Genomic DNA, 22,424 nt, shown 5'->3' on the forward strand with positions numbered 1-22,424 from the left:
TATTTTCCTCACTTCACAGAGTTCGGTTCTCCAATTAGAACAAATTTAAGCTATTATAACATCCATGTCAAGTAGCCTTGAGACCTTTCAGCATATTCACAAACTTTCTACGCTTAAACAGGATCAACAATAAAACAAACACAGCTGCAATCCAACGAATATAATCGTAATCATACAAAATGGCAAATAATAATGACGAAGCAAAAACAACCGAACAAATTACAATCATCCCCTTGATGTCGAAAACCCTTTCTTTCGTCATCTTTTTCATAAAGAAATAATGAAGAACCATAAACGCCATATAACACACTTCTGTTGTATACGCAGCCGCAATAAATCCATATTTGGGAATAAACAAAAAGTTCAACGCCACATTAAGCACGGCGCCAGCAAAAGAGGCGACAGCCACATAGGAAGTTTTCCCGATGTAAAATTCCACCGTTGAAAACAGACCATAGCAAAAGGTAAAATACGTTCCCATGACAACAGGAGGAATACACCATTTTGCTGGCATATACTCCGAGCCACCCATAATGAGAACAACTTCTGGAGCAAGAAGCATGACTATAGCCGACATGAGACCCAACAGAACACACAACATATTTGAAGTAACTGCTATGGAATGGTATTCGCCCGATTTAAGTTTCTTGTACATCCAGGGCACAAGGGAGCCATTTATGGAAGCAATTACTATAAGGATAATCTGACCGATATTGTACGTCAAACTATAAATGCCCGCAAAAGACGTTCCACAAATATGGTCAATCATCAATCTGTCCGACTGAGCAAGAACAATCAATGATAAATAGTGGGGAATCAAAGGAATGTTAAATTTAAGACTTTCCCACCAAACTATTTTCGAGAAAAACGCACGGCCATCAACGAACTGTTTTACAAAAAAAATCATTCCTACAGCGATTTGCACATAAAGAAAGCCGTAAATAAGCGCATTAGCCCTAATATTCGTCAAGAAGAACATCAAAAGGCTTACCGCGGGAACAAGTATAGAGGCGAGTAACGTGATCGCGACCATACTCTTATACTTGTTTTCCACTCGCTGACGCACCGACCAAAATAAAAAGGACGGATTAAATATATAGTAAACAAACAGAGCTATTATAAGTTTTTCATCAAAGCCCGTGAGCCTGCGAAAAGGCTCAATGAACAGCATGACAATCAAAAAAGTCAATGCCGCTATCGCAGAACTTAACCCTTGCATTTGAGCGGTGTACTTGTCTTTCGGCTCATCGTTTTTTACTAGCCCCCGAGTAAACACACCTGCAGACAAATTAAGCGTAGCAAATATCAATATCAAATCACGCCACGACTGAAAAACAGTATATGCACCATATTCCGAAGTGGTCAACAGACGAGTATACAAAGGAATTACAATAAAAGAAATTCCCTTTTGCACCAGATTGCAAAATAAGTACCAAAGAGAAGCTTTCGCTTCAATTGACAAGGAATTGTATTTCCTTAGGGCGCCGATCATTCCTTCTTATCCAATTTTTGTAAAATGAAATCCATTATTATTTTACAACTATCATTCGATTCATAAGCAATGAATTTATTTCGATTTTTTTGGCGACGCGCCTGTTCTAAATTGGGGTCGCAAATATTGTCCTTAATGGCGGCAAGCACTTCATCATGATTTGTCGCAACGGTTCCACAAGCAACATCCTCTATATCGTAATATAGGCCCCGATCCTTATTCTTGTAGTACTCATAATCGTAGGCAAAATGGATAATAGGCCTATCGCAAATCAAGAAATCAAAAAAGCAACTAGAATAATCCGTTATCAAAACGTCTGTCCCTGCCAATAAAGTTTGCGCATCCAAATTAGGACATAAGAAAACTCGTTCATTAGAAAGTAACGACTCTTTTTCTCTGGAAATATCCTGATAATGCGATTTTTCAATAAGGACAAAATCAAGGGTTTTTGCCAATTGATTCACAGACTGGCATAACGACGGTTCAAAAAAGGATTCCGCCTTTGCTTTTTTATCCCTAAAAGTCGGCATGTACACTACAATCTTGTGATCGTCATTCATTCCACAGGCTTCCAGCAAGGCCTTTCTAGATTTTTCACGAAAGGCGGCATCAAAGAGCACTTGATTTCGAGGTTGCCCGACCTTAAGAATCGAGTCTGTCGACGCATTAAATGCGGATTGAGCTATTTTCGCATAACTATCAGAAGGCGTAATATAGAGGTCGTAATTGGCTAACTTTCGAACAAACCATTGCGTTAATTTCTCCATGAAATTCTTAGGCAAATCTACAGTATCATTACAGATTCTTTTCCAAGGAACTCCATGCCACAATTGCACTTTATACGCCCCGGCCAACAAATTAAAGGAGCATAAGTCAAAATATCCCTGATTAACAAAAGCCACTCTTGCAGTAGCTACATAAAACATGCCCTTGATAGAATTTCTCTTAACAATTTTGCAATCCAAACTGAATTGTTCCGGATTTCTTACCAGCCAAATCAATTCCAACTGAGGATTACTGTTCTTGATAAAGTTATACATCGCCAACGAATTATCCGAAATCTGGTTACCGAACCAGGAGCCAAATACCCAGCGGTTTTTCTTTCGAGGCGAAAATTTCGAAATACAATATAGTAGATAATTAAGCAAATTATAGAAAAGCCAAAGATACTTATTTGTAATTACCATAAAACTAATCTTTTCCTTTCAATTATTTTTTCTTTGAATAATCAAGACATGGCAAGCTTTGAAGCCCGTCTTTATACAAAATACAGAACAACAGGAACACCCAACACCAGTTGAACATAACATTATAGGTAACGCCTTCTACTAGCAGACCCAAGAAAAACAAGCCATACCTATAATTCATCTTCGCGCCCTTAATAAAATGATAAAACAACCAAGAATAAAGCAAAATAAAGCCCAAATAGCCTCGGCTCCACAAATTATTGATAAAATCACATTCCACGACCCACGCATACTTACTATCAGCATACTGTCCGTAATAAAGGACCTGAGAATAGCCACTAGATTTCAGTCCAAACCCCAAAAGATTTTTTTCTAAGGAATTGTTTTTCGTTATAAGCGGAATCGACGTCCAATACCTCGCATGTAGACGTGCACTTGATTCAGAATCCAAAACGTTACTAGTCAAACTATCACGGACACCAAGAACTTTGCCAACAACAATCTGATTATGTGCCCCCACAAAGATCACAGCAAGAATCGCAACAGCAAAAAGTACCATTTTACGACGAATCCTTACTCGAGAACGAAAAAAATCATTGTAAACGGTTCGAATAAATTCACAGGCCGCTACCGCAACAAATCCCAAAAAGAGCGTTCTACTACCGCTCATGCAGCACATTCCGGCAAAGAGCAACTTCATCCACATTTTTTCACTAAGACAATAGCCCAACAACATAAGAGGTGCAAAATTACCAGAATTCCAGCACATGCCACTAATTTTTAGATTTTCTTCCATTATCTGGCTGGCATTAGGCACCATATTCAAAATATTAACGAATATGATGTTGTTTATATCGATATGAGCTAAGTAATAAGAAACAAATTGGAAATACCCCCAAGCCATCTGAAATACAGCAGCAACAAAAACCCCCCTCATATAATTGATTATCAAAGAGCTATTCTGCTGACCTGTATAAGCAAGAAAAAGGAATAAATAGAAAAAATCCCACAACAGTTCTGTCCACTGAGCATTTTTCCACCATTCCGGAATATTACTCGTCAAGCAAGACACAACTGTACAAACGCTGCATATAACTATTAGCACATAAGGCACACATACACTGCGAACCCTAATCTTTCGAGTCACCAGCAGTTTAAACAGAACAACTGAAAACAGCAGAAACGTGAATATCGTAAAACCACCAATCTGAATGATTGGCATGGTTCCCAAAAAGCCGAATAAAAACAATAATTTTTTTTCTAAGCCACGAGAACGATCTTCATAGTTCATCGTCCCATCAAACAAAACTACTGATTCTTCTGTTCGCATGATTTCAATTCTTGTTTGATTTGAGTCGTGCTAATTTCCGGAGTTCTAGGCAAGTAAACTACGTCAACGCCTTCATCCTTCAAAAAATCAAATTTTCCATCCCAATCATCGCCCATAACAAAAGTATCTATATGATATTCATGTACATCGGTTCTTTTTTGATTCCAATTTTCCTCAGGTATAACCAAATCAACATAGCGAATAGCTTCTAACAAAGCCTTTCTTTTTTCATAACTGAAGTAGCATTTCTTTCGCTTTTCATTCCAGTTAAATTCATCCGTCGACAAAGCAACAACCAAATAATCACCTAAAGCTTTCGCCCGCTTCAGCAAATTGATATGGCCATAATGCAGCAAATCAAAGGTGCCGTACGTGATAACTCGTTTCATTCTATAACCTACCTGTAAAATTTTAAAAGAGATGAAATAATATTTTGCAACGAATAGATAGCGTTGTTCGATCCCAAGGCTTATCGTGAGAATCCGAATGTTTCAAAAGCTGGATAGTCTTTTTATAGTTTCTTTTATAATCCCGAATCAATTCGACATCTTTTTGATACAGAGATTGCTTTTCACAAGCATTCAAACGAATAAACTGCTCCGCCAATTCGCTAATATCGTACGGTTCTTTTTTTACCAAAAGCTTAATTTTTTCAGCAATCCACTTGTGCGGGACAATTTTTTTATGACCAGCACCCACAACATTATTTCCATGAATACGATGTAAAATACTAGGCTGACAATCGTACTTTACAGAGCCAATATATGAGGCCAAGGACAGCAACATACTATCATGCATCATGACATTGTCCACATCAACCTTTTTTAACAAATCCATCATGGATTTATTGAAGGCCATGCAACAACCGGGTATTTGATTATACAACAAGCTTTTTATTGGCGTAAACAACGGAGTTTCTTTTATAAAAGCTTCTTCCTTAACATTCAATGCTTCATCTGTAACAGTATAATTTGAGCAATACACAGCGGCACTTTCAACATTTCTTAGAGAAGAAGCTCCCCTTTCAATTTTGTCAGACAGCCAAACATCATCTTGATCAGCAAAAAAATAGTAGTCGGCACACCCAGCATCTTTAATCAACTTCAAGAAGCTTTTTTGTGGCCCGACATTTTCGGCCCGTTGAACGACAATTTTCCGTAAATCGGTCTTAGGATATTTTTCCAAAAAAGAAACCGTATTGTCTGCGGAACCATCATCACGAACAAGTATTTCAATTTCACCATCATAAATCTGGCTGAAAATACTGTCTATCTGTTCCTGAATATGGAGCATTCCATTGTATGTCGACATCAACACTATAACTTTTTCTTTCACTTTACGCCTCTAATGAAGACCATGCGAGCCTTTAGCCTTCCAACACTTTTATTTTCAACCCATTGAAGACACAACAAATCTTTACCAAAAAAGCATTAAAACGTCTGTATTTTCTCAAGTAATACGCAAAACTCTCATTGTTTATGGAAATAATTTCCTTTAGTTTAATATTAGACTTTACCACTTTTGAATGGTTATGAATTATGGACGAATTCAAACAGCAGGCACACTTATACCCCAATGAACTCATTTTTTCAGCCAAAATAAATTCTTCGCAATACAAAAAGGTTGTTTCATCCATATAGTCCACAGCATTCATAACATCTAATTTCAACATCATACAGCAGCCCTGCGGACGATACACATATCCATAGCCACCTAAATCAGCAACCCTGCGACCTTTTCTTTTATAATTCAACAACCCTAAGGTAAAATCCCAAAATGAAGGTTTGACGCTATCCCTATTAAAGAGATGCCCTTCTGGGGAATAAATATCAGGACTCACCGCACCGACTGTCTTATCTTTTTCAAAAACTGAAACAAGCTTGTCTAGTAAATATTCATCATCCACAATTATATCATTGTTTATAACCAATGCATAATCATATCCATTCTCATAAGCATATTTCAAGCCGATGTTATTTCCTGCTGCATACCCGCTATTCCTTGACGATTTAATAAAAACAAAATTGTCCTTTGACTCTTTCTCAAGATTTTCCGCAGATTCATTAGGAGAACAATTGTCAATTACAATGACATCCTGGGATTGAAGACCAAGTTTTTTTTTGCAAACTTCAACCTCTTCTAAAGTATCCATCCATGACACATAATTCAAAATAATAGCCGCAATTTTTCTTTTCATAAACAATCCCTAAAGCAACTCTAAACCTCGTCCGTAAACAAGGCCTTCAACGCAGACATCACTTGCCCCCACTTCCATGAAACGGGAGCTGCTTACAAGAGCTACATTGACAGATCTAGCAATCGCAATATTCATCAAAAAGTTTCAAGATACCTAATGGGAAAAATACATATTTACAAGAAACTCTCACGGGTAAAAACCAGACAAATCACCTTTTTTCATAAAAGACATGCGGCATAAACAGACCGCGCGCCGTGGTCAAAGAAAGTAAGGCGAGTCACTTTTTTTATCAACCCATAAAAAACACCCCGGCTCTTGCGAGTCGGGGTTGTTTTCAGCCGAAGTAATTGATTACTTCTTCAGGAATTCGTTGATGCCTGCAGCAGCGCGACGACCTTCGCCCATGGCGAGGATCACGGTTGCGGCACCCAGCACGATGTCACCACCGGCATAGACCTTTTCCATAAAGGTCTTGTTGGCGGTTGCATCTTCGAGAAGGATGTGACCCTTCTTGTCCACAGAGAGTTCCGGCGTGGTGTTGCTGATAAGCGGGTTGGAACCGTTACCGATAGCAACGAGCACGGTGTCGCATTCGATTTCGAAGCTTGCACCTTCGACCTTGACCGGACGCGGACGGCCCTTTTCATCGGGTTCGCCGAGTTCGTACTTGTCGACGAGCATGCCGCGCACGTGGCCGGCTTCGTCGCCAAGAATCTTGGCCGGGTTCTGCAGAACGCAGAATTCGACACCCTCTTCCTGGGCATGGAGAACTTCTTCCTTACGGGCCGGAAGTTCGTTCATGCTGCGGCGGTAAATGATGCGGACCTTTTCGGCACCCAAGCGGAGAGCCATACGAGCAGCGTCCATAGCGACGTTACCACCACCGAGAACGACCACGTTCTTACCGGGCCACATCGGAGTATCGGCATGTTCCTTGTCGTAGGCGCGCATGAGGTTGGCGCGGGTCAGGTATTCGTTAGCGGCGAACACACCGACCAGGTTTTCACCTTCGATGTTCATGAAGAGCGGGAGGCCTGCACCGGTACCGACGAACACGGCATCGAAGCCATCCTTTTCAATCAAGTCCTTGAGCTTGCGGGTACGACCGATGACAAAATTTGTCTCGAACTTCACGCCCATGGCTGCGAGAGATTCGATTTCGTTGTCCACGATCTTCTTGGGCAGACGGAATTCAGGAATACCATAGCGGACCACGCCACCGAGCTTGTGGAAAGCTTCGAAGATGGTCACGTCGTGGCCTTCGCGGCGAACGTCGGCAGCGACGACCAAGCCGGCAGGACCGGAACCGATCACGGCAACCTTCTTGCCGGTAGCAGGCTTCACGGCCGGCACAGAAGCACCACCGTTGTTGCGTTCATAGTCGGCAGCAAAGCGTTCCAGGCGGCCGATAGCCACAGCCTGGTTCACGTCCTTGTGCATCTTGCCCATGGTGCAGTTCATCTGGCACTGGCGTTCCTGCGGGCAAACACGGCCGCAGATTGCCGGCAAGAGGCTCGTTTCCTTAATCTTGGCGATAGCGGCCTTGAAGTCACCTTCGGCAATCTTTGCGATGAAGGCCGGAATGTCGATGTGCACCGGGCAGCTTTCGACGCAAGGCTGGTTCTTACAAGCGAGGCAGCGGTTAGCTTCCACGATAGCCTGAGCTTCGGTGTAACCCTGAGCCACTTCTTCCATCACGCGGGCACGGTAGGAGGGTTCCAGCTGCGGCATCGGCTGGGCCGGAATGGCATTCTTGTCCTTCGGCTTGAGCGGCTTCGGGAGGGCGTTAATCTTTTCAAGTTCCACCTTGGCGGCGGCGTCCAACTGTTCACGAGTCAAATGTTCAGACATTACTTGCTCTCCTTGGCCTTTGCGTCAGCCATCTTATCAATGTTGCACTTGTGGCCGTCGTTGGCACCGAAACGGTGCAAGGCTTCCTGTTCCTGGGGCTTGAAGGCGCCCATGCGCTGGAGCATGTTGTTCCAGTCGACTTCGTGGCCGTCAAATTCCGGGCCATCGACGCAGACGAACTTCGTCTTGCCGCCGATAGTCACGCGGCAGCCACCGCACATGCCGGTTCCGTCCACCATGATGCTGTTGAGGCTAACCACGGTCTTCACGCCGTAGGGCTTGGTGGTGAGGGCGCAGAACTTCATCATGATCGGAGGACCGATAGCTATGACCATGTCCGGCTTGCCCTTGGTGTCTTCGCAGAGTTCCTTAAGGGGTTCGGTCACGAGACCCTTGCGGCCATAAGAACCGTCGTCGGTCATGAAGATGATGTTGTCGGCGAGAGCGGTCATTTCGTCCTTCATGAGGAACAGGCTTTCGTTACGGGCACCCATGATGATGGTGACCTTGTTGCCTGCAGCCTTGAGGGCCTGAACAATCGGGTGCATCGGGGCGATACCCACGCCACCGCACACGCAGACCACGTGACCAAAGTTTTCGATATGGGTCGGGGAACCGAGCGGGCCCACGAGCACCGGAATATCGTCACCGACTTCGAACTTGGAAAGTTCGGTGGTGGTCTTACCGACGGTCTGGAAAATCAAAGTGATAGAGCCTTCAGTCGTGTCGGCATCGGCGATGGTGAGAGGCACGCGTTCGCCGTTGTCCTTGTTCGTCTGGAGGATGATGAACTGGCCGGCCTTACGCTCTTGGGCGATCAGCGGGGCCTCGACGCGGAACATATAGACCGCGGAAGACATTTGTTTTTTAAAGAGAATTTTTGCCATAGTGGGGAGAAATTTAGAAAAAAGGCACCCCGAACGAGGTTACCTTTTTAATAAAAACATACTCCATTTGGACCGATTCGGCCCGAAAAAGGACTATTTGTCACTAGAAGTAGATGAAGGCGCCGAAGCTTACGAACACACCTTCACCGTTGAAGATGGACTTGGTGTCGGTGAAGAAGGAATCGCCAAAGGCAAATTCGCAGGCGGCCCAATCCTTGTACTGGTAACGGAATCCCAAGGAGGCCTCCACCTTGTCGGAGACACTCTTCTTGACTTCTACCTCATCATAAGGGGTCTTGCTATCCACATAGCGGAAAGCCTCCCAGGTATAAGCGGCTTCACCAAAGAGCATCAAGGATTCAGTCAAGAGGACCTCACCCAAGATATTCGGTGTCAAGCTCAAGCCTACCGTAAAAAGCGAAGCTTCCTTGAGTTCGCCAGAAACAGAGTCACGCATGTCGGCCTTGTCGTAAATGGTAACAGGAACAGCCGCATTTACGCCCATATAGACATTGGCATAACTAGCGCGGAGCACCGGAGAACCGTAACTGAACACCGGAACAATCGTAACGTTCGACGTCAGGGAATCACCAATCAAGGTGCCATCGATTTCCATTTCGTCTTCATGGCGATTAAAGGCCACACCTGCGGACCAGAAATGCTTCTGGGCAGAAGGACCATTGCTCAAAATCAAAGATGCATCCAAATCACGATAGCGCTGTTCCGTTTCGGGACCCTTCTTGGGTTCCGTATTCGTCTCCTTAGCGTAAGTAGTCCAGTCGCCAGCCAAGGTCAACGAATAGCCGCCGAGCGTTTGGGACAACGTAAGTCCCCAGTCATCGCCTTCCACTGTTTCCTTGATGTCGGCGCCCTTGGTTTCAGTCTTAATCTGTCCTAAGCCTACGCGGGCCGCTATGGCAAAGCCGGGAGTAGCGTAACCGGCCGTAGCGCGGCCCAGTTCACCGGAAATATCCATTGCGGCAAAGAAACCGCCCAGCGATACGACGCCCTTTTCGCCAGCGGGTTCAATGTAAAAGAACTTGTTGAAAGCCATCTTGGTCAAACTTTTGTTCAGCAGCGTATTCACATTGTCGCCAGCGGCTTCGTTTTCGACACGGTTATAGGCATTGCCGTGAAGTACGGTAAAAGGAGTCTTGGGCGGCCCCTTGCGGACGACACCTTCCGGTGCAGCTTCAGGAGCGGCAGCGGGGGCGGCAGCCACTTCGACAGGAGCCGCGGTAGCGGCGGGAGTGGCAGGCGCTTCGGCTGCTGCGGCAGGTTCTGCGGGCTTCGGCTGTTCAGCAGGCATTGCTTCTTCGGCAGCAGGCTGAGCAACGGGTGCCGCAGTTTCAGCGGAGGCGGCCTCCGGAGCAGGCTGCGGTGCTTCGGCGGCCGGAGCTGCTTCAGCAGCAGGATGTACTTCGGCAGGGGCCGCAGGCTGAGCCGCTTCGGCTGCGGGCTGAGCCGCAGGGGCTGCAGTTTCAGCAGGGGCAGCGACTGGCTGTTCTTGCGCCATAGCCAAAGCTACAGTCATAAGAGTCATAGCAACGGTTTTCTTCAGATTCATACCATCCTCACTGTTAACTTTCATTTGCAATTATACTTTAAAAACAACGAAAAAGCAAGAATTTATTTACAAATCCTGCGGTTTTTACAATCCCTTAGATGTCATTTCAGCTCTTGGCCGAAATAACGAACATTGCTTTATCGGAGCATATCGCTGATTTCAGGGCCTATAGCCCCATTCTGGATTGTCGTTACCAACAAACGTTGTTCAATTTCGCTGGGCGGATCCTGCACGCCTATGAAGGGTTCGGTTGCGCAGTCTTGCAACAAGCGTTCTCCCAAGGCCGCATGCAGCGCGAGGCTTGCGTCGATATACTTGAGGTGCGTAGGTTCATCCAGCACAAAATTCAGAGGAGACTTCCTGTTCAGAACTCTTGTATCGGGAACAAGTTCACCGAATTCGTCTTCGACACCCATATTCGCGACCACTGCCTTGGTGTTAGCAAGAATCGCCGATACGGCAGACTTGGTCAATGCGTTCTTGAGACCGGTCGCCGTCACCACGAAATCAGCCGTCGAAATCACCTTCGCCACCATTTCGTCGTCCATGTAGTCTTCGACGCGGACTTCATTGTTCAACAGCACGCTACTGAAATTCGAGTTGGAATCATCGTTACGGGTATTGGTGATGGTGCAGACGTTCATGCCGCGACGCACGCCATGCAGGGCAATGCCGCAGCCGACTTTGCCACTACCGAACACCACCAGCGATTTACCTTCAAAGTCACCCAAACCCAGCGATTCCAGCGCGCGGAAATAGCCGTCGCCTGTACCGAGCACAGTTTCGATCCGCTTTACGATTCCGCTGTCAGCCACATACACCGGGTGTTCCGACTTTTCAAAAAACTGCACGCCGCTGCGGGTAAGTTCAACAAATCCCTTACGCGGGTGGCAAAAGGCAAACTGACCGGCACAATCCAGAATCAGGTCGAAATCATCGGCAACTTTACCGCTCTTGATATCTTCATCGGTCACGACGGGAACGTCTTTTTCTTTCAGCAAATCAATGATTTTCTGGTCGCAAGGCATTGCCGCCCCCGATGTTCCGACAGAATAGCCCACATACAGGCTCGCCCCGCCAGCCATCAGCGCACGGTATTCTACCAACGTATTCCTGAAAATCGGTGTTGCCACCAAGACCTTACATCCCCAAAACGGGCGCGTCTGTAGCCACTCATCTGAAAGCTGGGCCAGCGCCGGATATTCACTCGGCTCGTAAGATTCCTTGATGATTTCGGAAAAAAGCATGCCGCCGAATTTAGAAAAAATTTTTCGGATAATGTGACCTAGTCACAGATAAGCGGACGCACATTAGGTAAAATATAGGTGTAAACAAGAATAAAAATAAGAAAGGTAAAAATGACCGAAATGAACATCACCAAGGAAAACTTTGAAGCTGAAGTCATGAACTCCGACAGGCCCGTTCTGATCGACTTTTGGGCACCCTGGTGCGGGCCCTGCCGCATGCTTTCGCCCACCATCTCCGAAATCGCCGAAGAGTACGGAGACAAGGTAAAAGTCTGCAAGGTAAACGTCGACGAACTGGGCGAACTGGCATCCACCTTCGGTGTCATGAGCATTCCCACGCTCGTCGTCATCAAAGAAGGCAAAGTCGTGAATTCCGTGACCGGAGTTCGTCCGAAAGACCAGATCGTAAGCATGTTCAGCTAAACGCACATTCCACTTAACTATACTCCTTGAGGCGATGCACCTTTTTTGTATATTACAGGGAAGGTGCATCTTTTATGAGCTTAGGTCCATTCAGTCACTTCCTTCCGAATCTGCCGTTTTGGCAAAAACTTTCGCCCGAAGAAAAGGCGATGGTTTCGGACCGTTGCGTTACAAAGCGCTTCGGCAAGAACCAGATGATTCACAACAGCAAGACCTCTTGCCTCGGGATTATCTTCATTCTGAGCGGAGGGATTCGCGTGGGACTCATCTCGGACGAAGGTCGAGAAATCACCCTGTACCGCGCCAAAGCAAACGAGTTTTGCGTTTCGACGGCCTCTTGCGTGATTCACCAGCTAACCTTCGAGACACAGGTTACTGCCGAAGAAGACACGACCGCATTGGTGATTCCGGCCGCCCTGTGCGCCAAGCTGATGGATACGAATATTCATGTGCGGGCTTTCATTTTTGAAAAAGAGACCGAGCGTTATTCGCAGACCATTTGGGCGATTCAGCTCATGCTGTTCAAACGGTTCGACCAGCGTCTGGCTTCTTACCTGATTTCGGCTTTTGAAAGCACCGGCAAAGACGAAGTCAAGAAAACGCAGGAAGAAATCGCCCGCGACGTGAATTCTGCCCGCGAAGTAGTGGCCCGCATGCTTCAGGAATTCGCCGCCAAGGGCCTTGTCGAAATCAAGCGGGGAAAAATCCTGCTCCGCGACATCGACGGGCTGAAAAAATTGATCTAATTTGCTAAATTTGCGCGCGAACGACGCAAGTTGCGCCGCATTTAACCGGAGGCTTAAAATGGCACTTCAATTCTACAACACTGCATCGCGTAAGAAAGAGATTTTCACACTCCCCGAAGGCGTTCCCGCCGTGCGCATGTACTGTTGTGGCCCGACGGTGTACCATTTCGCCCATATCGGTAACCTCCGCACCTACATTTTCGAAGACTTCCTGGTCCGTACGCTCAAGTACTACGGCTACAAGGTGAACCACATCGTGAACATCACCGACGTGGGCCACTTGACCAGCGACGCCGACTCCGGCGACGACAAGATGGAAAAGGGCGCCGCCCGCGAAGGCAAGTCCGTCTGGGACATCGCGAAGTTCTACACCGACGCCTTCATGGCCGACTGGCACCGCTTAAACATCCAGGAACCGACCCGCTGGACTCCTGCCACGCAGCACATCCAGGAACAGATTGAACTGGTGAAAACCCTGGAAGAAAAGGGCTACACCTACCGCACCAGCGACGGCATCTACTTCGACAGCCTCAAGTTCCCGCGCTATGCCGACTTTGCCCGCCTCGACGTGGAAAACCTGCGCAAGGGTAGCCGCATCGACATGGGCGAAAAGCATAACGCCACCGACTTCGCGCTGTGGAAGTTCAGCCCGAAGGACAAGAAGCGCGCCATGGAATGGGACAGCCCGTGGGGCGTCGGATTCCCCGGCTGGCATATTGAATGCTCTGCCATGGCCATGAAGTACAATGGCCCGACCCTCGACATCCACTGCGGCGGTACCGACCACATCCGCGTGCACCACACGAACGAAATCGCCCAGAGCGAATGCGCCAACGGCGTCCCGTTCGCCCGCTTCTGGATGCACGGCGAATTCCTGCGCACCGCCAGCGAAGAAAAACTGGAAGACGGCACCACCGAGACTAAGTTCGGCAAGATGAGCAAGTCCAGCGGCGAATTCCTGACAGTATCCCTGTTGATGGACCGCGGTTTCAACCCGCTCGACTACCGCTTCTTCGCGATTGGCAGCCACTACCGCAACTACCTGAACTTCACGTGGGAAGCCCTGGAAGGCGCCAAGGATGGCCTCAAGAGCTTGCACAAGAAGACGGATCCGCTGATTGGCAAGGCTACCGCGATTGAAAGCGATGCCGCCAAGGCTTTCCAGCAGGAATTCAAGGACGCTATCGGCGACGACCTGAACATGCCGCGTGCCCTCGGTATCATGAACACGATGCTCAAGAGCGAAATCGATGACGGCGAAAAGGCCGCCCTCGTTGCCGACTTCGACCAGATTTTCGGTTTGAAGCTGGACGAACCCCGTGAAGAATACGCCAAGAAGGGCGCAAACGACGGCGTTGATGTCGAAAAGATTGAAGCGCTGATTGCCGCCCGTAAGGAAGCGCGCGCCGCCAAGAACTGGGCCGAAAGTGACCGCATCCGCGACGAACTCGCCGCCATGAACGTGGTCATCAAGGACAGCAAGGAAGGCACGACCTGGGAAATCAAGGGATAGTAGACAGTAGGCAGTAGACAGTGGTCAGGGCAGCATCCTAAAGCCGCTGCGGCCTCCACAAACATTATCATGCCCGCCATCGTGCGGGCATTTCCTTTTTTTATATTAAAGAGAAATGATACTAAAGGCTTTTACATTCAATTCCTTCGGTGTGAACGGTTTCGTTTTAAGCAACGACGCCGGCGATGCGATTCTCATTGACCCGAGCGTTTCGAGCGAGCAGGAGGAAGCGGCATTGGCGAACTACATAGCCACAAATAACTTGACCGTGCGACACCTGCTGAACACGCACCTGCACCTGGACCACGTGCTAGGCAATGCGTTTGTCGCCCGCAAGTACGGCGTGCAGCCCGAAGCCCACGAAGAAGACGCATTCCTTTTGGATTTGCAAGAAGAACAGAGCCAAATGTTCGGGCTCCCGATGCGAGAACATTCGCCCGGACTCGGCAACTACCTTGCCGAGGGCGATGCCGTCGAGGTGCCCGGCATTCGCTTGCAGGTGATTCATGTGGCCGGGCACTCCCCCGGCGGCATCGCGTTTTACTGCGAAAACCCGGGCGAAGTCAACGGCCAGAAGAATGTGCCGCCGCTGCTGTTCCCCGGAGACATTATTTTTGCAGGCAGCCGCGGGCGCAGCGATTTATTCGGCGGCGACGAAGAAGCGCTCGTCAGCGGAATCAAGAGCAAACTCCTCACGCTCCCGAAAGAAACAGTCGTATTCCCCGGACACGGGCCCATGACGACGATTGCAGATGAAAGCAGGTGGTATTGATTAAAAGCAACACTGGATTGCCACGTCGCTAACGCTCCTCGCAATGACGAACGAACAGAAAAGAATTGGGTGGATTGACGAGTTCAAGGGATTCGTTTTGTTGCTCGTGTGCCTTTATCACGTGGAGCATGCCTTTCCGCAGGCACAAATGGGGATGTTACACCTGAGTACGCTCCGCATGTCGGCCTTCTTCTTCATTTCGGGAATGCTTTTCAGCACGCGGCGCTTTCCTGATTTCAAAAGCTACCTTGTTCACAAGACGCGCGTCTTGCTCGTTCCCTACATCCTGCTTTCACTCCTGTTTCTGGCACTGGACCCGGTGCTTTACAATTTCGACTTGTTCCCGAAGGCGCCGCGCATGACGGTCATGAATATCAAGCCCGAAATCGCGACCGTGTGGGATTACATCTACTGGAACCTCGCAAAAATTTTCGTAGTAGGGAAATCTTCCATCGGGTCGGGGCCACTCTGGTTCGTGTTCACGCTGTACTCGGTAAGTTTGATGTTTTACGGGGTGCAGAAGCTGGCGGTTTTGACGGCGAGAATGCCAATGCTGAACCGAGTTCAGCATGACAGGAAAGCAAAAATCGCAACCGCTGTCACAGCAATCGTAAGTCTCGCAGGCGGCTGGATGCTTTACAAAAATCACATTCGCTTGCCACTCGGGATAGAACGCGACTTGACGGTGTTGTTCTTCTTTGCAAACGGATGGCTGTGCAAAGGCGCGTTGAAAGATCCCCGCCTACGCGGGGATGACACGCGAGGCAAAAACATCTTGGCTCTCGTCGTAGCCACCATCGTCGCATTCGCGGCCTACGCGTATCTCGAAGTTCCCGACCCGAATTTCAGCATCATGAACAACATCCTCGGGAAATCGCTCCCCATTTTTGTCGCCAGTTCTTTCTTCGGCATCGCGGGCCTTGTAGCCGCCTTCATTCTCGCCGACAAACTCCCGGATATCGCCCCCATCCGTATCGTCAAGGGAATACTGCGGAACATCTCGCGCAATGCGCTTGTGATTCTCGCCGTGCACTGGTACATTCTGCTCGTCATGCGTCTGCTCTTCCGCGACACATTCAACAAGCCGGGCATTGTCTACTTATCCATCGCCATCGTCGCAGCAGGAGTCATCGCCGCCATTCCATTATTCCGTTGCAAGCTCTACCGCCTGCTCGGCAAGCAGCCTGCTAGCGTGCGCGACGCTTTAAACATACAAGAGTAATGGACCTCTTCGGGCTTACGCCCTCGCAATGACGCAGGAATTGAGCAGTCATCAATCCACAATGCAGCGGATGGTGTAAGCGTCTTCTTTCAGCGCTTCGACTTGGTAATTGACATTGAGCAGCGTATCGACGTAAACGGCGCTTCCCGTACTCGTTGTCTTTCCCGCATCTGTCGTCCAATAATAAAGAGACTTATAATCAGCCGAACCAACCAAAGGGTCGTTGCCAAGCGGATAATAATCCATATCCATAAAGCCGTTTCTTCTTAGACCAAGATTAAAATAATCTTTCCCCTTTCTACTCACTCGCCAATCTTCCATAAGTAAAGAATTCACACCCTCACCAGGATTCAAACTCTCCGCAAATTCAAAAAGCGTCTTCCAGTCCGCTTTGGACGGGATCCGAGTCCCATCGGGGCAAATATTTGCACCACCCAGGGCATCACTCCACACATAGTAAAACGAGTGATACATGTCTGGTTCAAATACATATGGATTCTCTCTCAATTTATACCCGTCGCTTCCATAAGCGCTCGTAGTCCAATATTGCAAATCCCGGTTCAACCATTTTTGCGTACCAAAAGTCAACACGCCATACACGGCTCCGTCACGCTTATCCGTGATGCTTTCGCGCACAATCGTTTCCCAAAAATATCCCGTTATATTGTATTTGCCACATATTTCCGTATCTTTTCCATTATAGGCGTAAGTTCTTTCACGAACTGTGCTACATGAATTATAAATGCATACAGCCGTATCTACGCCATTAAACACGCGACGTCCAAGGTTGTCCTTATCGCACTTTCCTCTATAATCCTCAAATGTTCCAATAGTCCAAGTTTTCTTGGTCTTTGATTCGCTATCGACACGGCACACGTAAATGGCATCATTGTGTTTCAGCGCTTTACCCAAAATGGCCGTTCTGCAGTATTCTCCCAAGGCTGAATCAAGAGCCGTCATGGCATACCAGGCACCATTACTCTTCAGGGCAGTCGTATCGCAAACGTACTCCCTGCCATTAAAAACCTTTTTTTCCCCTTTAGCGGAATTACAAGATCCAAGGACCTCTCTCTGCGACGCCTCTTTCCAAGTTCCACGGTCACACTTGTAAAACTCTCCGTCAATTTCCTTGATATATGTCGTATCCCTGGGGCAATAGCCCCACTTTTCTTCTGCTTCCGTAGCGCGAATCCATTGGCTACCGATTTTCACTTGGCAATAGTAAACGTTGCCCGCGTATTCGCCGCGTGCACCATAAATACTTTCGTGGCATACGCCCATCACAAGTTCAAGGCTATCTACATAATCCCAGAAGCCATCCATGCACACAAATAATGAATCCCTGTACGTTGCCGAATCGCCTTGTTCACTTTCCTTGCAGCGTCCCAAGACTTCAGCCGAATTGGCCACGTGCCATCCGCCATCCTTGTAACAACGGAAATAATTTCCGAGCGAATCATGGCGAACAGAATCCCTTAGAGAGGGAGTACAGGCTCCCAGCTCCATTTCGGTTGCCGAAGCGCTCCGCCACCCGGTCATCGAACAGATTAACTGCTTACCCTTAAAAATTTCAAGCTGTCCTAAATTCGAAGTTCCGCAACCACCATAAAGATCATCAGGCATGGCGATAACCCACAATTTGTTTTTGCAAAGGAAAATTTCTTCTTCAAGTTCAACCAAGGAGCCTCTTCGATCGGGAGTACAAAGGCCCAGAACTGAAGCTGGGAACTTCAACTTCGTCATACCCGTATCGGTGCAAGCATAACGGATGCCGTTCACGACATATTCTTCATACAAATTTTCATCGGTGCACTTTACATCGGTATCTTCGATGGTCGTCTGCTGCCAATAGCCATTTTTGCAAATATAGACGATGTCCTTAATCGAGTATTTTTCGCCAGCCTCTTCGCTGCGGCAAGAGCCCAGACCAGAAGAATATTTCCATTCCCCGTTACCGCAATAGTAGCTGGAATCTTTTGTAGCCACATATATCGTAGAACGACTATCATAAGTTCCGTTACTGCAATTGGGCAAATCCGACATTTTTTCGACAATGGTGCGGTACTTGACGCAACGCAGCGAATAGAATCCATTATCCACCGTCTTTGTCGCCGAAATATGCCCGAAGCGGTCAATCACCACGGCACTGTCACCCGCCGCAAAGTACTGCGCCGAATCTTTAAGTCCCGTACATTCCAGGGAATCTCCCTTGAAGCAAATTCCCGAATAGACGATCGACTTGGATTCTGCCTCCATGATGTATTTCCAGTCCGACACCGTCGGGAAAGAAAATCCGGAAGGACACAATTCGTCCGCATTCTTTTTCATGTAAAGCCTTCCGTACGAGGCACAATAAGAGTCATCGTAGGCGTAACAGGTGCTCTTGACAGAGGCATTTTTATCATTGATATTATTTGTCCATGTATAGACGCCGATCGAACGCGTACTATAGACATTTCCGGAGGATGTATCGGTCACCTCGCCATAGATAGGCTCGTCGTCGCGAAGATCCCTCGCCTCGTCATCAATCACCGTTGTCGCACTTGTAATCGTGTACGAGCTAGAATAACGCTGCCGATTCCCCGAACTAGAAGAACTCGGATTATCCTCCGAACTTGAATACGCGTCATCTTCAGGAGCGGGATTCGAAGAATTTCCCGAATCGCCACCGCACGCCGTAAGCGACAGAAGAACAGTCATCAACAAAGCAAAAATCATCGGCATACAAGCTCCTTATTTCTTAACGCACCTTACGGCAGCGCCCACAAGATCGCCACCCATTTTCGGATAACCCGCTAACATGGTTATATAAGTATGAGAACCATCGGAATTCCAGAAAGAGGCCGCGTTACTCGTATTGAACTGCGAAACAGTTTTCTTACCTCCCGACATATAGGATTCTACATACCCTGTCGGATAAATTCCTACACCAAAGAAGTCATCAACAGAGTATCCATTAAGGTCGGTCCAATTGCCCGCAAACATGCCAGATGGACTATAATCATAATACATTGACAAGGCCCCAATGAACTCATTCCATTCTGTTTGAGTCGGCAAGCGCCACCCTGACGGGCACACCTTCTTTGCCGCAGTCAAGGAATACAGACGCGCATCACTTCTAGAATTCATCGCCCAGCTGGTATCGCTAGATGATGGCACATAGTTCAAATCTTGGGCCATCCAAGTCAGTCCCTCGAACGTAACCACCTTGTATTTTGTACCATCACGGCTATCGGTCATATAGTCATTGACAATGGCAACCCACTTGCCAGAAGTACACTTGCTAGTGTTGAGCCCGTTAAACATTTCATGCCCTTCTCTAGCAGATGTACACGTTCCCATATACTGCTTGTAACTGGCATATTTCCAGGCAAAGCCATCGCCCCATATACCGCAAATGAAACGGTCACCTCTATAGCTTACCGTATCGTCGACCGTAGCCCTGCTGCAGACACCCCCCAGAGAATCCATGCTCGTCATAAGGTGCCAACCTGGTTCTATGTTGTTATAATCGCATATATACTCTTGTTTGTTAAATATGACCGGTCCTTTCGGCATACCGGGTTCACAGTTGCCATATATTTGAGAAATAGGAACCGTATACCACTTGCCATAGTGACATTCATACAGAGTATCCTTATATTCCTTGTAGAAAAGCGTATCCGTGTAGGGGCATTCTCCCATTACATACTTGAACTCATTCGTTTTCTTCCAATATGCAGTCGTAGAAGTGAGGGTGCATTCATAATATTCGGAGCCCACCTTAATGTTCTCGCCCACATTCTTTTCGCTGCAGAATCCATTAGCAATTTCGAAGTCGCTCATCTTCAGCCAGGATTTTTTGCAGCAACCATACATCGTCCCCATGAACGAGCCTGTCTTCCCTGCAGCAAGAGAATCACAGACGCCGTACATATCCGTAATCGACCCCAGCTTCCATGAGCTCTTGCTGCATACGTAAACGGAATCATGAGCCACCTTTTTTGCACTGTCATTTGCAGCATCGCAAAAACCGAAGCGGAATTCCAAATCGCTCATTCTCTTCCACCCGGTCGCCCCACAGTAATAATGGACCTTTTCTACAGAATCAATCTTGCCGACAATCGCTCCCGTACAGAAACCGAGCGTACTGTCCAGAGTACTTATTCTACTCCAGCTAGAACCGGTGCAGTAATAGCCCAACCCGCTGACATTTACCGTCTTGTACTGTTTCGTGCTGTCACAGACACCACCCAAATCGGCGGCAACGGCCTTGCTCCAACCCGAAGAAGCGCACACATAATCTACGCCTGTTTTCGTTTTGGCAAGGATACCCACAACGTTCTCGTAACATACACCGATTTCATTTTCCAAGTCACTCAATTGGTTCCACCTGCTGTTTTTACACAGGTATCCATTATCGGCATGCTTCTTGACCGTTCCGACTTTAGAAGAGTCGCATTCCCCAATAAAGTCTTCCAGCCTTGTCGTTCGCCATTTCCATGAGGTACTATCGCAGATATAAGTCGACCCCGTTTCGGTCGAATCAATCACCTGTTTCTTTTTCGGAGAACATACGCCGATTTCTGTTTCCAGCGAACTGAACTTTTGCCACGAAGAATCGCGGCACACAAAAGATAACCCCGTATACTTTACCGTTTCAAAAGTTCTCAAGCTGTCGCAAAAGCCCACGTGGTCCGTCATCACGGAAAGACGCCAGCCGTTCGTGTCACAAATATACTCCTTTGTTTTCACAACCGTATCTTCGCGAGACTTCAAGGTTTCAAAGGACCCTATCAATCTGCCGCGGCAGTACCCCAATTTTTCTTCAAGCTCCGTGAACGCTCTCCAGGAGCCGTTTTCGCAAGCGTAGCGAGCCCCGTTAAACAACAGCGTCGTAGAATCATTTTCCGACGTACATTCTTCGCGGGCATCCGATACATCGGCTACCTGCCATTCCTTATATTTGCAGATATACATCGTATCATTGAATGTCGCCGCCGTCCAGTTGATCACGTGGCTGCAGTCATCGGAAAAGTCGTCTTCCCAACGGTTTCCAAGGCACTTGTAGTTGGATTTTTCGTTCACCACGTAAAACGGCTTTAAAGTTTCCTTACTCACACTATCGCAAGTGGGCAAATCCTTGACACTTTCGACAATGTAGGTGTAGTTCACACAGCGCAACAGGTAAAAATCATGGAAATCCGCAGTCTCGGAAGTCGGCTTCATGTTCATCGGATAAAGTGTCGCAATGCCGTCTTGAGCCATGTACTTGCCGTAATCGTCCAGCCCCTTACAAACCAGCGAATCTTTGACTCGGGTGCAATAGCCGCCATACTTCATTTGCAAGGCGCTCACGACCTCCGGGTACTTGCTGCTATAATTGCTAAGCCAGCGCCAGTCATTCATCGACGGAACAAAGAATCCGCTCGGGCATGCAAAAACAGCCGAAGCAGTATCGATAAGCGCGCCGTATTTTTCGCAATTAGATTCATCACTGTCGTAGCAGACACTCGTGGTACTTCTTCCGACATTCGACACGTTCTGGGCCATCCAGATATACCTGCCGATTTGCACCGTCTGGATCGAATCTCCGGAGTAGGAATCCCTGACGCTACCCTTTATAACCGGTTCGTCGGTCGCCTTGCTGTCGACTTCGGCGTTCCTCGTCGACGTCCCGGAATTCGAAGAACCGGAACCGCCATTATCCTTGGAGTCGCCATTGTCCTTGGAACCTTTTTCGGAAGCGTCATCGGAGGAAACATCAGAAGGCGTAACAGAATCAGATCCAGAACCTGAACCGCATGCGGTCACAAGAAACGCGCACACAGCAAAAAGGAGAAATGCCTTCAAAAAGACTCTCATGTTTTCCTCTCAAATTAACGTCTGAGGCGACAGCCCGACATTCTAAATGTAGCAAAAAAAACTGGCCGCCCCGCGAGGGACGACCAATTTAATTGTAGCTAGGATGGGGCTAAAGCCCCAACTCTTTGGTTCGGTCATGTCCAAGC

At 47.6% G+C, this 22,424-nt stretch carries 17 protein-coding genes; 5 read left to right on the forward strand and 12 right to left on the reverse strand.

Annotated elements, in window-relative coordinates:
- Positions 1-67: 67 nt before the first annotated feature.
- The 10 genes from B9Y58_RS05515 to B9Y58_RS05560 form a co-directional block, all read right to left on the reverse strand.
- Positions 68-1,492, reverse strand: coding sequence for an oligosaccharide flippase family protein (locus B9Y58_RS05515; RefSeq protein WP_073055426.1), 1,425 nt, complete (start codon positions 1,490-1,492; stop codon positions 68-70).
- Positions 1,489-2,679 (reverse strand): CDP-glycerol glycerophosphotransferase family protein, encoded by a 1,191-nt coding sequence (locus B9Y58_RS05520; protein ID WP_073055424.1) that lies wholly within the window; start codon positions 2,677-2,679, stop codon positions 1,489-1,491. The genes B9Y58_RS05515 and B9Y58_RS05520 overlap by 4 nt, the downstream gene beginning before the upstream one ends.
- 22 nt (positions 2,680-2,701) lie before the next feature.
- Positions 2,702-4,009 (reverse strand): hypothetical protein, encoded by a 1,308-nt coding sequence (locus tag B9Y58_RS05525; RefSeq protein ID WP_073055422.1) that lies wholly within the window; start codon positions 4,007-4,009, stop codon positions 2,702-2,704.
- A complete protein-coding gene (gene tagD / locus B9Y58_RS05530) occupies positions 3,988-4,398 on the reverse strand; it encodes a glycerol-3-phosphate cytidylyltransferase (protein ID WP_073055420.1) in 411 nt (136 codons plus the stop codon). The genes B9Y58_RS05525 and tagD overlap by 22 nt, the downstream gene beginning before the upstream one ends.
- Positions 4,399-4,420: 22 nt before the next feature.
- Positions 4,421-5,344 (reverse strand): glycosyltransferase family 2 protein, encoded by a 924-nt coding sequence (locus B9Y58_RS05535; RefSeq protein ID WP_073055418.1) that lies wholly within the window; start codon positions 5,342-5,344, stop codon positions 4,421-4,423.
- A gap of 31 nt (positions 5,345-5,375) precedes the next feature.
- Complete coding sequence (locus B9Y58_RS05540; RefSeq protein ID WP_073055416.1) at positions 5,376-6,206, reverse strand: glycosyltransferase family 2 protein; 831 nt, start codon at positions 6,204-6,206, stop codon at positions 5,376-5,378.
- A gap of 351 nt (positions 6,207-6,557) precedes the next feature.
- Positions 6,558-8,057, reverse strand: a complete 1,500-nt coding sequence (gene gltA, locus B9Y58_RS05545; protein WP_073055414.1) for an NADPH-dependent glutamate synthase — start codon at positions 8,055-8,057, stop codon at positions 6,558-6,560.
- Entirely contained in the window at positions 8,057-8,944 is an 888-nt protein-coding gene (locus B9Y58_RS05550) for a sulfide/dihydroorotate dehydrogenase-like FAD/NAD-binding protein (RefSeq protein ID WP_073055412.1), read from the reverse strand. The genes gltA and B9Y58_RS05550 overlap by 1 nt, the downstream gene beginning before the upstream one ends.
- Before the next feature lie 103 nt (positions 8,945-9,047).
- A complete protein-coding gene (locus tag B9Y58_RS05555) occupies positions 9,048-10,511 on the reverse strand; it encodes a hypothetical protein (protein WP_158278330.1) in 1,464 nt (487 codons plus the stop codon).
- Between the two features lie 137 nt (positions 10,512-10,648).
- The gene (locus B9Y58_RS05560) at positions 10,649-11,758 is read right to left on the reverse strand and encodes a Rossmann-fold NAD(P)-binding domain-containing protein (RefSeq protein ID WP_085534813.1); all 1,110 of its coding nucleotides are present in this window, start codon (positions 11,756-11,758) and stop codon (positions 10,649-10,651) included.
- 111 nt (positions 11,759-11,869) lie between these two features.
- Here B9Y58_RS05560 and trxA point away from each other — a divergent pair, with 111 nt between their 5' ends.
- The 5 genes from trxA (at position 11,870) to B9Y58_RS05585 (ending at position 16,434) form a co-directional block, all read left to right on the forward strand.
- A complete protein-coding gene (gene trxA, locus B9Y58_RS05565; RefSeq protein WP_073055407.1) occupies positions 11,870-12,181 on the forward strand; it encodes a thioredoxin in 312 nt (103 codons plus the stop codon).
- Positions 12,182-12,255: 74 nt separating this feature from the next.
- Entirely contained in the window at positions 12,256-12,927 is a 672-nt protein-coding gene (locus B9Y58_RS05570) for a Crp/Fnr family transcriptional regulator (protein WP_085534814.1), read from the forward strand.
- Between the two features lie 58 nt (positions 12,928-12,985).
- Positions 12,986-14,440, forward strand: coding sequence for a cysteine--tRNA ligase (gene cysS / locus B9Y58_RS05575; protein ID WP_085534815.1), 1,455 nt, complete (start codon positions 12,986-12,988; stop codon positions 14,438-14,440).
- A gap of 115 nt (positions 14,441-14,555) precedes the next feature.
- On the forward strand, positions 14,556-15,212 hold the full coding sequence (locus tag B9Y58_RS05580; protein WP_085534816.1) for an MBL fold metallo-hydrolase: 657 nt from the start codon (positions 14,556-14,558) through the stop codon (positions 15,210-15,212).
- A 43-nt stretch (positions 15,213-15,255) separates the two neighbouring features.
- Positions 15,256-16,434 carry an acyltransferase family protein gene (locus tag B9Y58_RS05585; RefSeq protein ID WP_085534817.1) on the forward strand — a complete coding sequence of 393 codons (1,179 nt, stop codon included), beginning with the start codon at positions 15,256-15,258 and terminating at the stop codon, positions 16,432-16,434.
- A 51-nt stretch (positions 16,435-16,485) separates the two neighbouring features.
- Here B9Y58_RS05585 and B9Y58_RS05590 read toward each other — a convergent pair whose 3' ends face one another.
- Together B9Y58_RS05590 and B9Y58_RS05595 are read right to left on the reverse strand one after the other, a co-directional pair.
- Complete coding sequence (locus B9Y58_RS05590) at positions 16,486-19,158, reverse strand: FISUMP domain-containing protein (protein ID WP_083532258.1); 2,673 nt, start codon at positions 19,156-19,158, stop codon at positions 16,486-16,488.
- Positions 19,159-19,167: 9 nt separating this feature from the next.
- Complete coding sequence (locus B9Y58_RS05595) at positions 19,168-22,278, reverse strand: FISUMP domain-containing protein (RefSeq protein WP_073055396.1); 3,111 nt, start codon at positions 22,276-22,278, stop codon at positions 19,168-19,170.
- Between the last annotated feature and the right edge of the window lie 146 nt (positions 22,279-22,424).

This window comes from Fibrobacter sp. UWB15, from assembly GCF_900177705.1.
Taxonomy (GTDB): Bacteria; Fibrobacterota; Fibrobacteria; order Fibrobacterales; family Fibrobacteraceae; genus Fibrobacter.

What these genes read in the sequence shown, in the direction of transcription:
- B9Y58_RS05515 (WP_073055426.1), bottom strand. Translation starts at nt 1,492, where the DNA reads ATGATCGGCGCCCTAAGGAAATACAATTCCTTGTCAATTGAAGCGAAA.
- B9Y58_RS05520 (WP_073055424.1), bottom strand. Translation starts at nt 2,679, where the DNA reads ATGGTAATTACAAATAAGTATCTTTGGCTTTTCTATAATTTGCTTAAT.
- B9Y58_RS05525 (WP_073055422.1), bottom strand. Translation starts at nt 4,009, where the DNA reads ATGCGAACAGAAGAATCAGTAGTTTTGTTTGATGGGACGATGAACTAT.
- tagD (WP_073055420.1), bottom strand. Translation starts at nt 4,398, where the DNA reads ATGAAACGAGTTATCACGTACGGCACCTTTGATTTGCTGCATTATGGC.
- B9Y58_RS05540 (WP_073055416.1), bottom strand. Translation starts at nt 6,206, where the DNA reads ATGAAAAGAAAAATTGCGGCTATTATTTTGAATTATGTGTCATGGATG.
- gltA (WP_073055414.1), bottom strand. Translation starts at nt 8,057, where the DNA reads ATGTCTGAACATTTGACTCGTGAACAGTTGGACGCCGCCGCCAAGGTG.
- B9Y58_RS05550 (WP_073055412.1), bottom strand. Translation starts at nt 8,944, where the DNA reads ATGGCAAAAATTCTCTTTAAAAAACAAATGTCTTCCGCGGTCTATATG.
- B9Y58_RS05555 (WP_158278330.1), bottom strand. Translation starts at nt 10,511, where the DNA reads ATGAATCTGAAGAAAACCGTTGCTATGACTCTTATGACTGTAGCTTTG.
- B9Y58_RS05560 (WP_085534813.1), bottom strand. Translation starts at nt 11,758, where the DNA reads ATGCTTTTTTCCGAAATCATCAAGGAATCTTACGAGCCGAGTGAATAT.
- trxA (WP_073055407.1), top strand. Translation starts at nt 11,870, where the DNA reads ATGACCGAAATGAACATCACCAAGGAAAACTTTGAAGCTGAAGTCATG.
- B9Y58_RS05570 (WP_085534814.1), top strand. Translation starts at nt 12,256, where the DNA reads ATGAGCTTAGGTCCATTCAGTCACTTCCTTCCGAATCTGCCGTTTTGG.
- cysS (WP_085534815.1), top strand. Translation starts at nt 12,986, where the DNA reads ATGGCACTTCAATTCTACAACACTGCATCGCGTAAGAAAGAGATTTTC.
- B9Y58_RS05580 (WP_085534816.1), top strand. Translation starts at nt 14,556, where the DNA reads ATGATACTAAAGGCTTTTACATTCAATTCCTTCGGTGTGAACGGTTTC.
- B9Y58_RS05585 (WP_085534817.1), top strand. Translation starts at nt 15,256, where the DNA reads ATGACGAACGAACAGAAAAGAATTGGGTGGATTGACGAGTTCAAGGGA.
- B9Y58_RS05590 (WP_083532258.1), bottom strand. Translation starts at nt 19,158, where the DNA reads ATGCCGATGATTTTTGCTTTGTTGATGACTGTTCTTCTGTCGCTTACG.
- B9Y58_RS05595 (WP_073055396.1), bottom strand. Translation starts at nt 22,278, where the DNA reads ATGAGAGTCTTTTTGAAGGCATTTCTCCTTTTTGCTGTGTGCGCGTTT.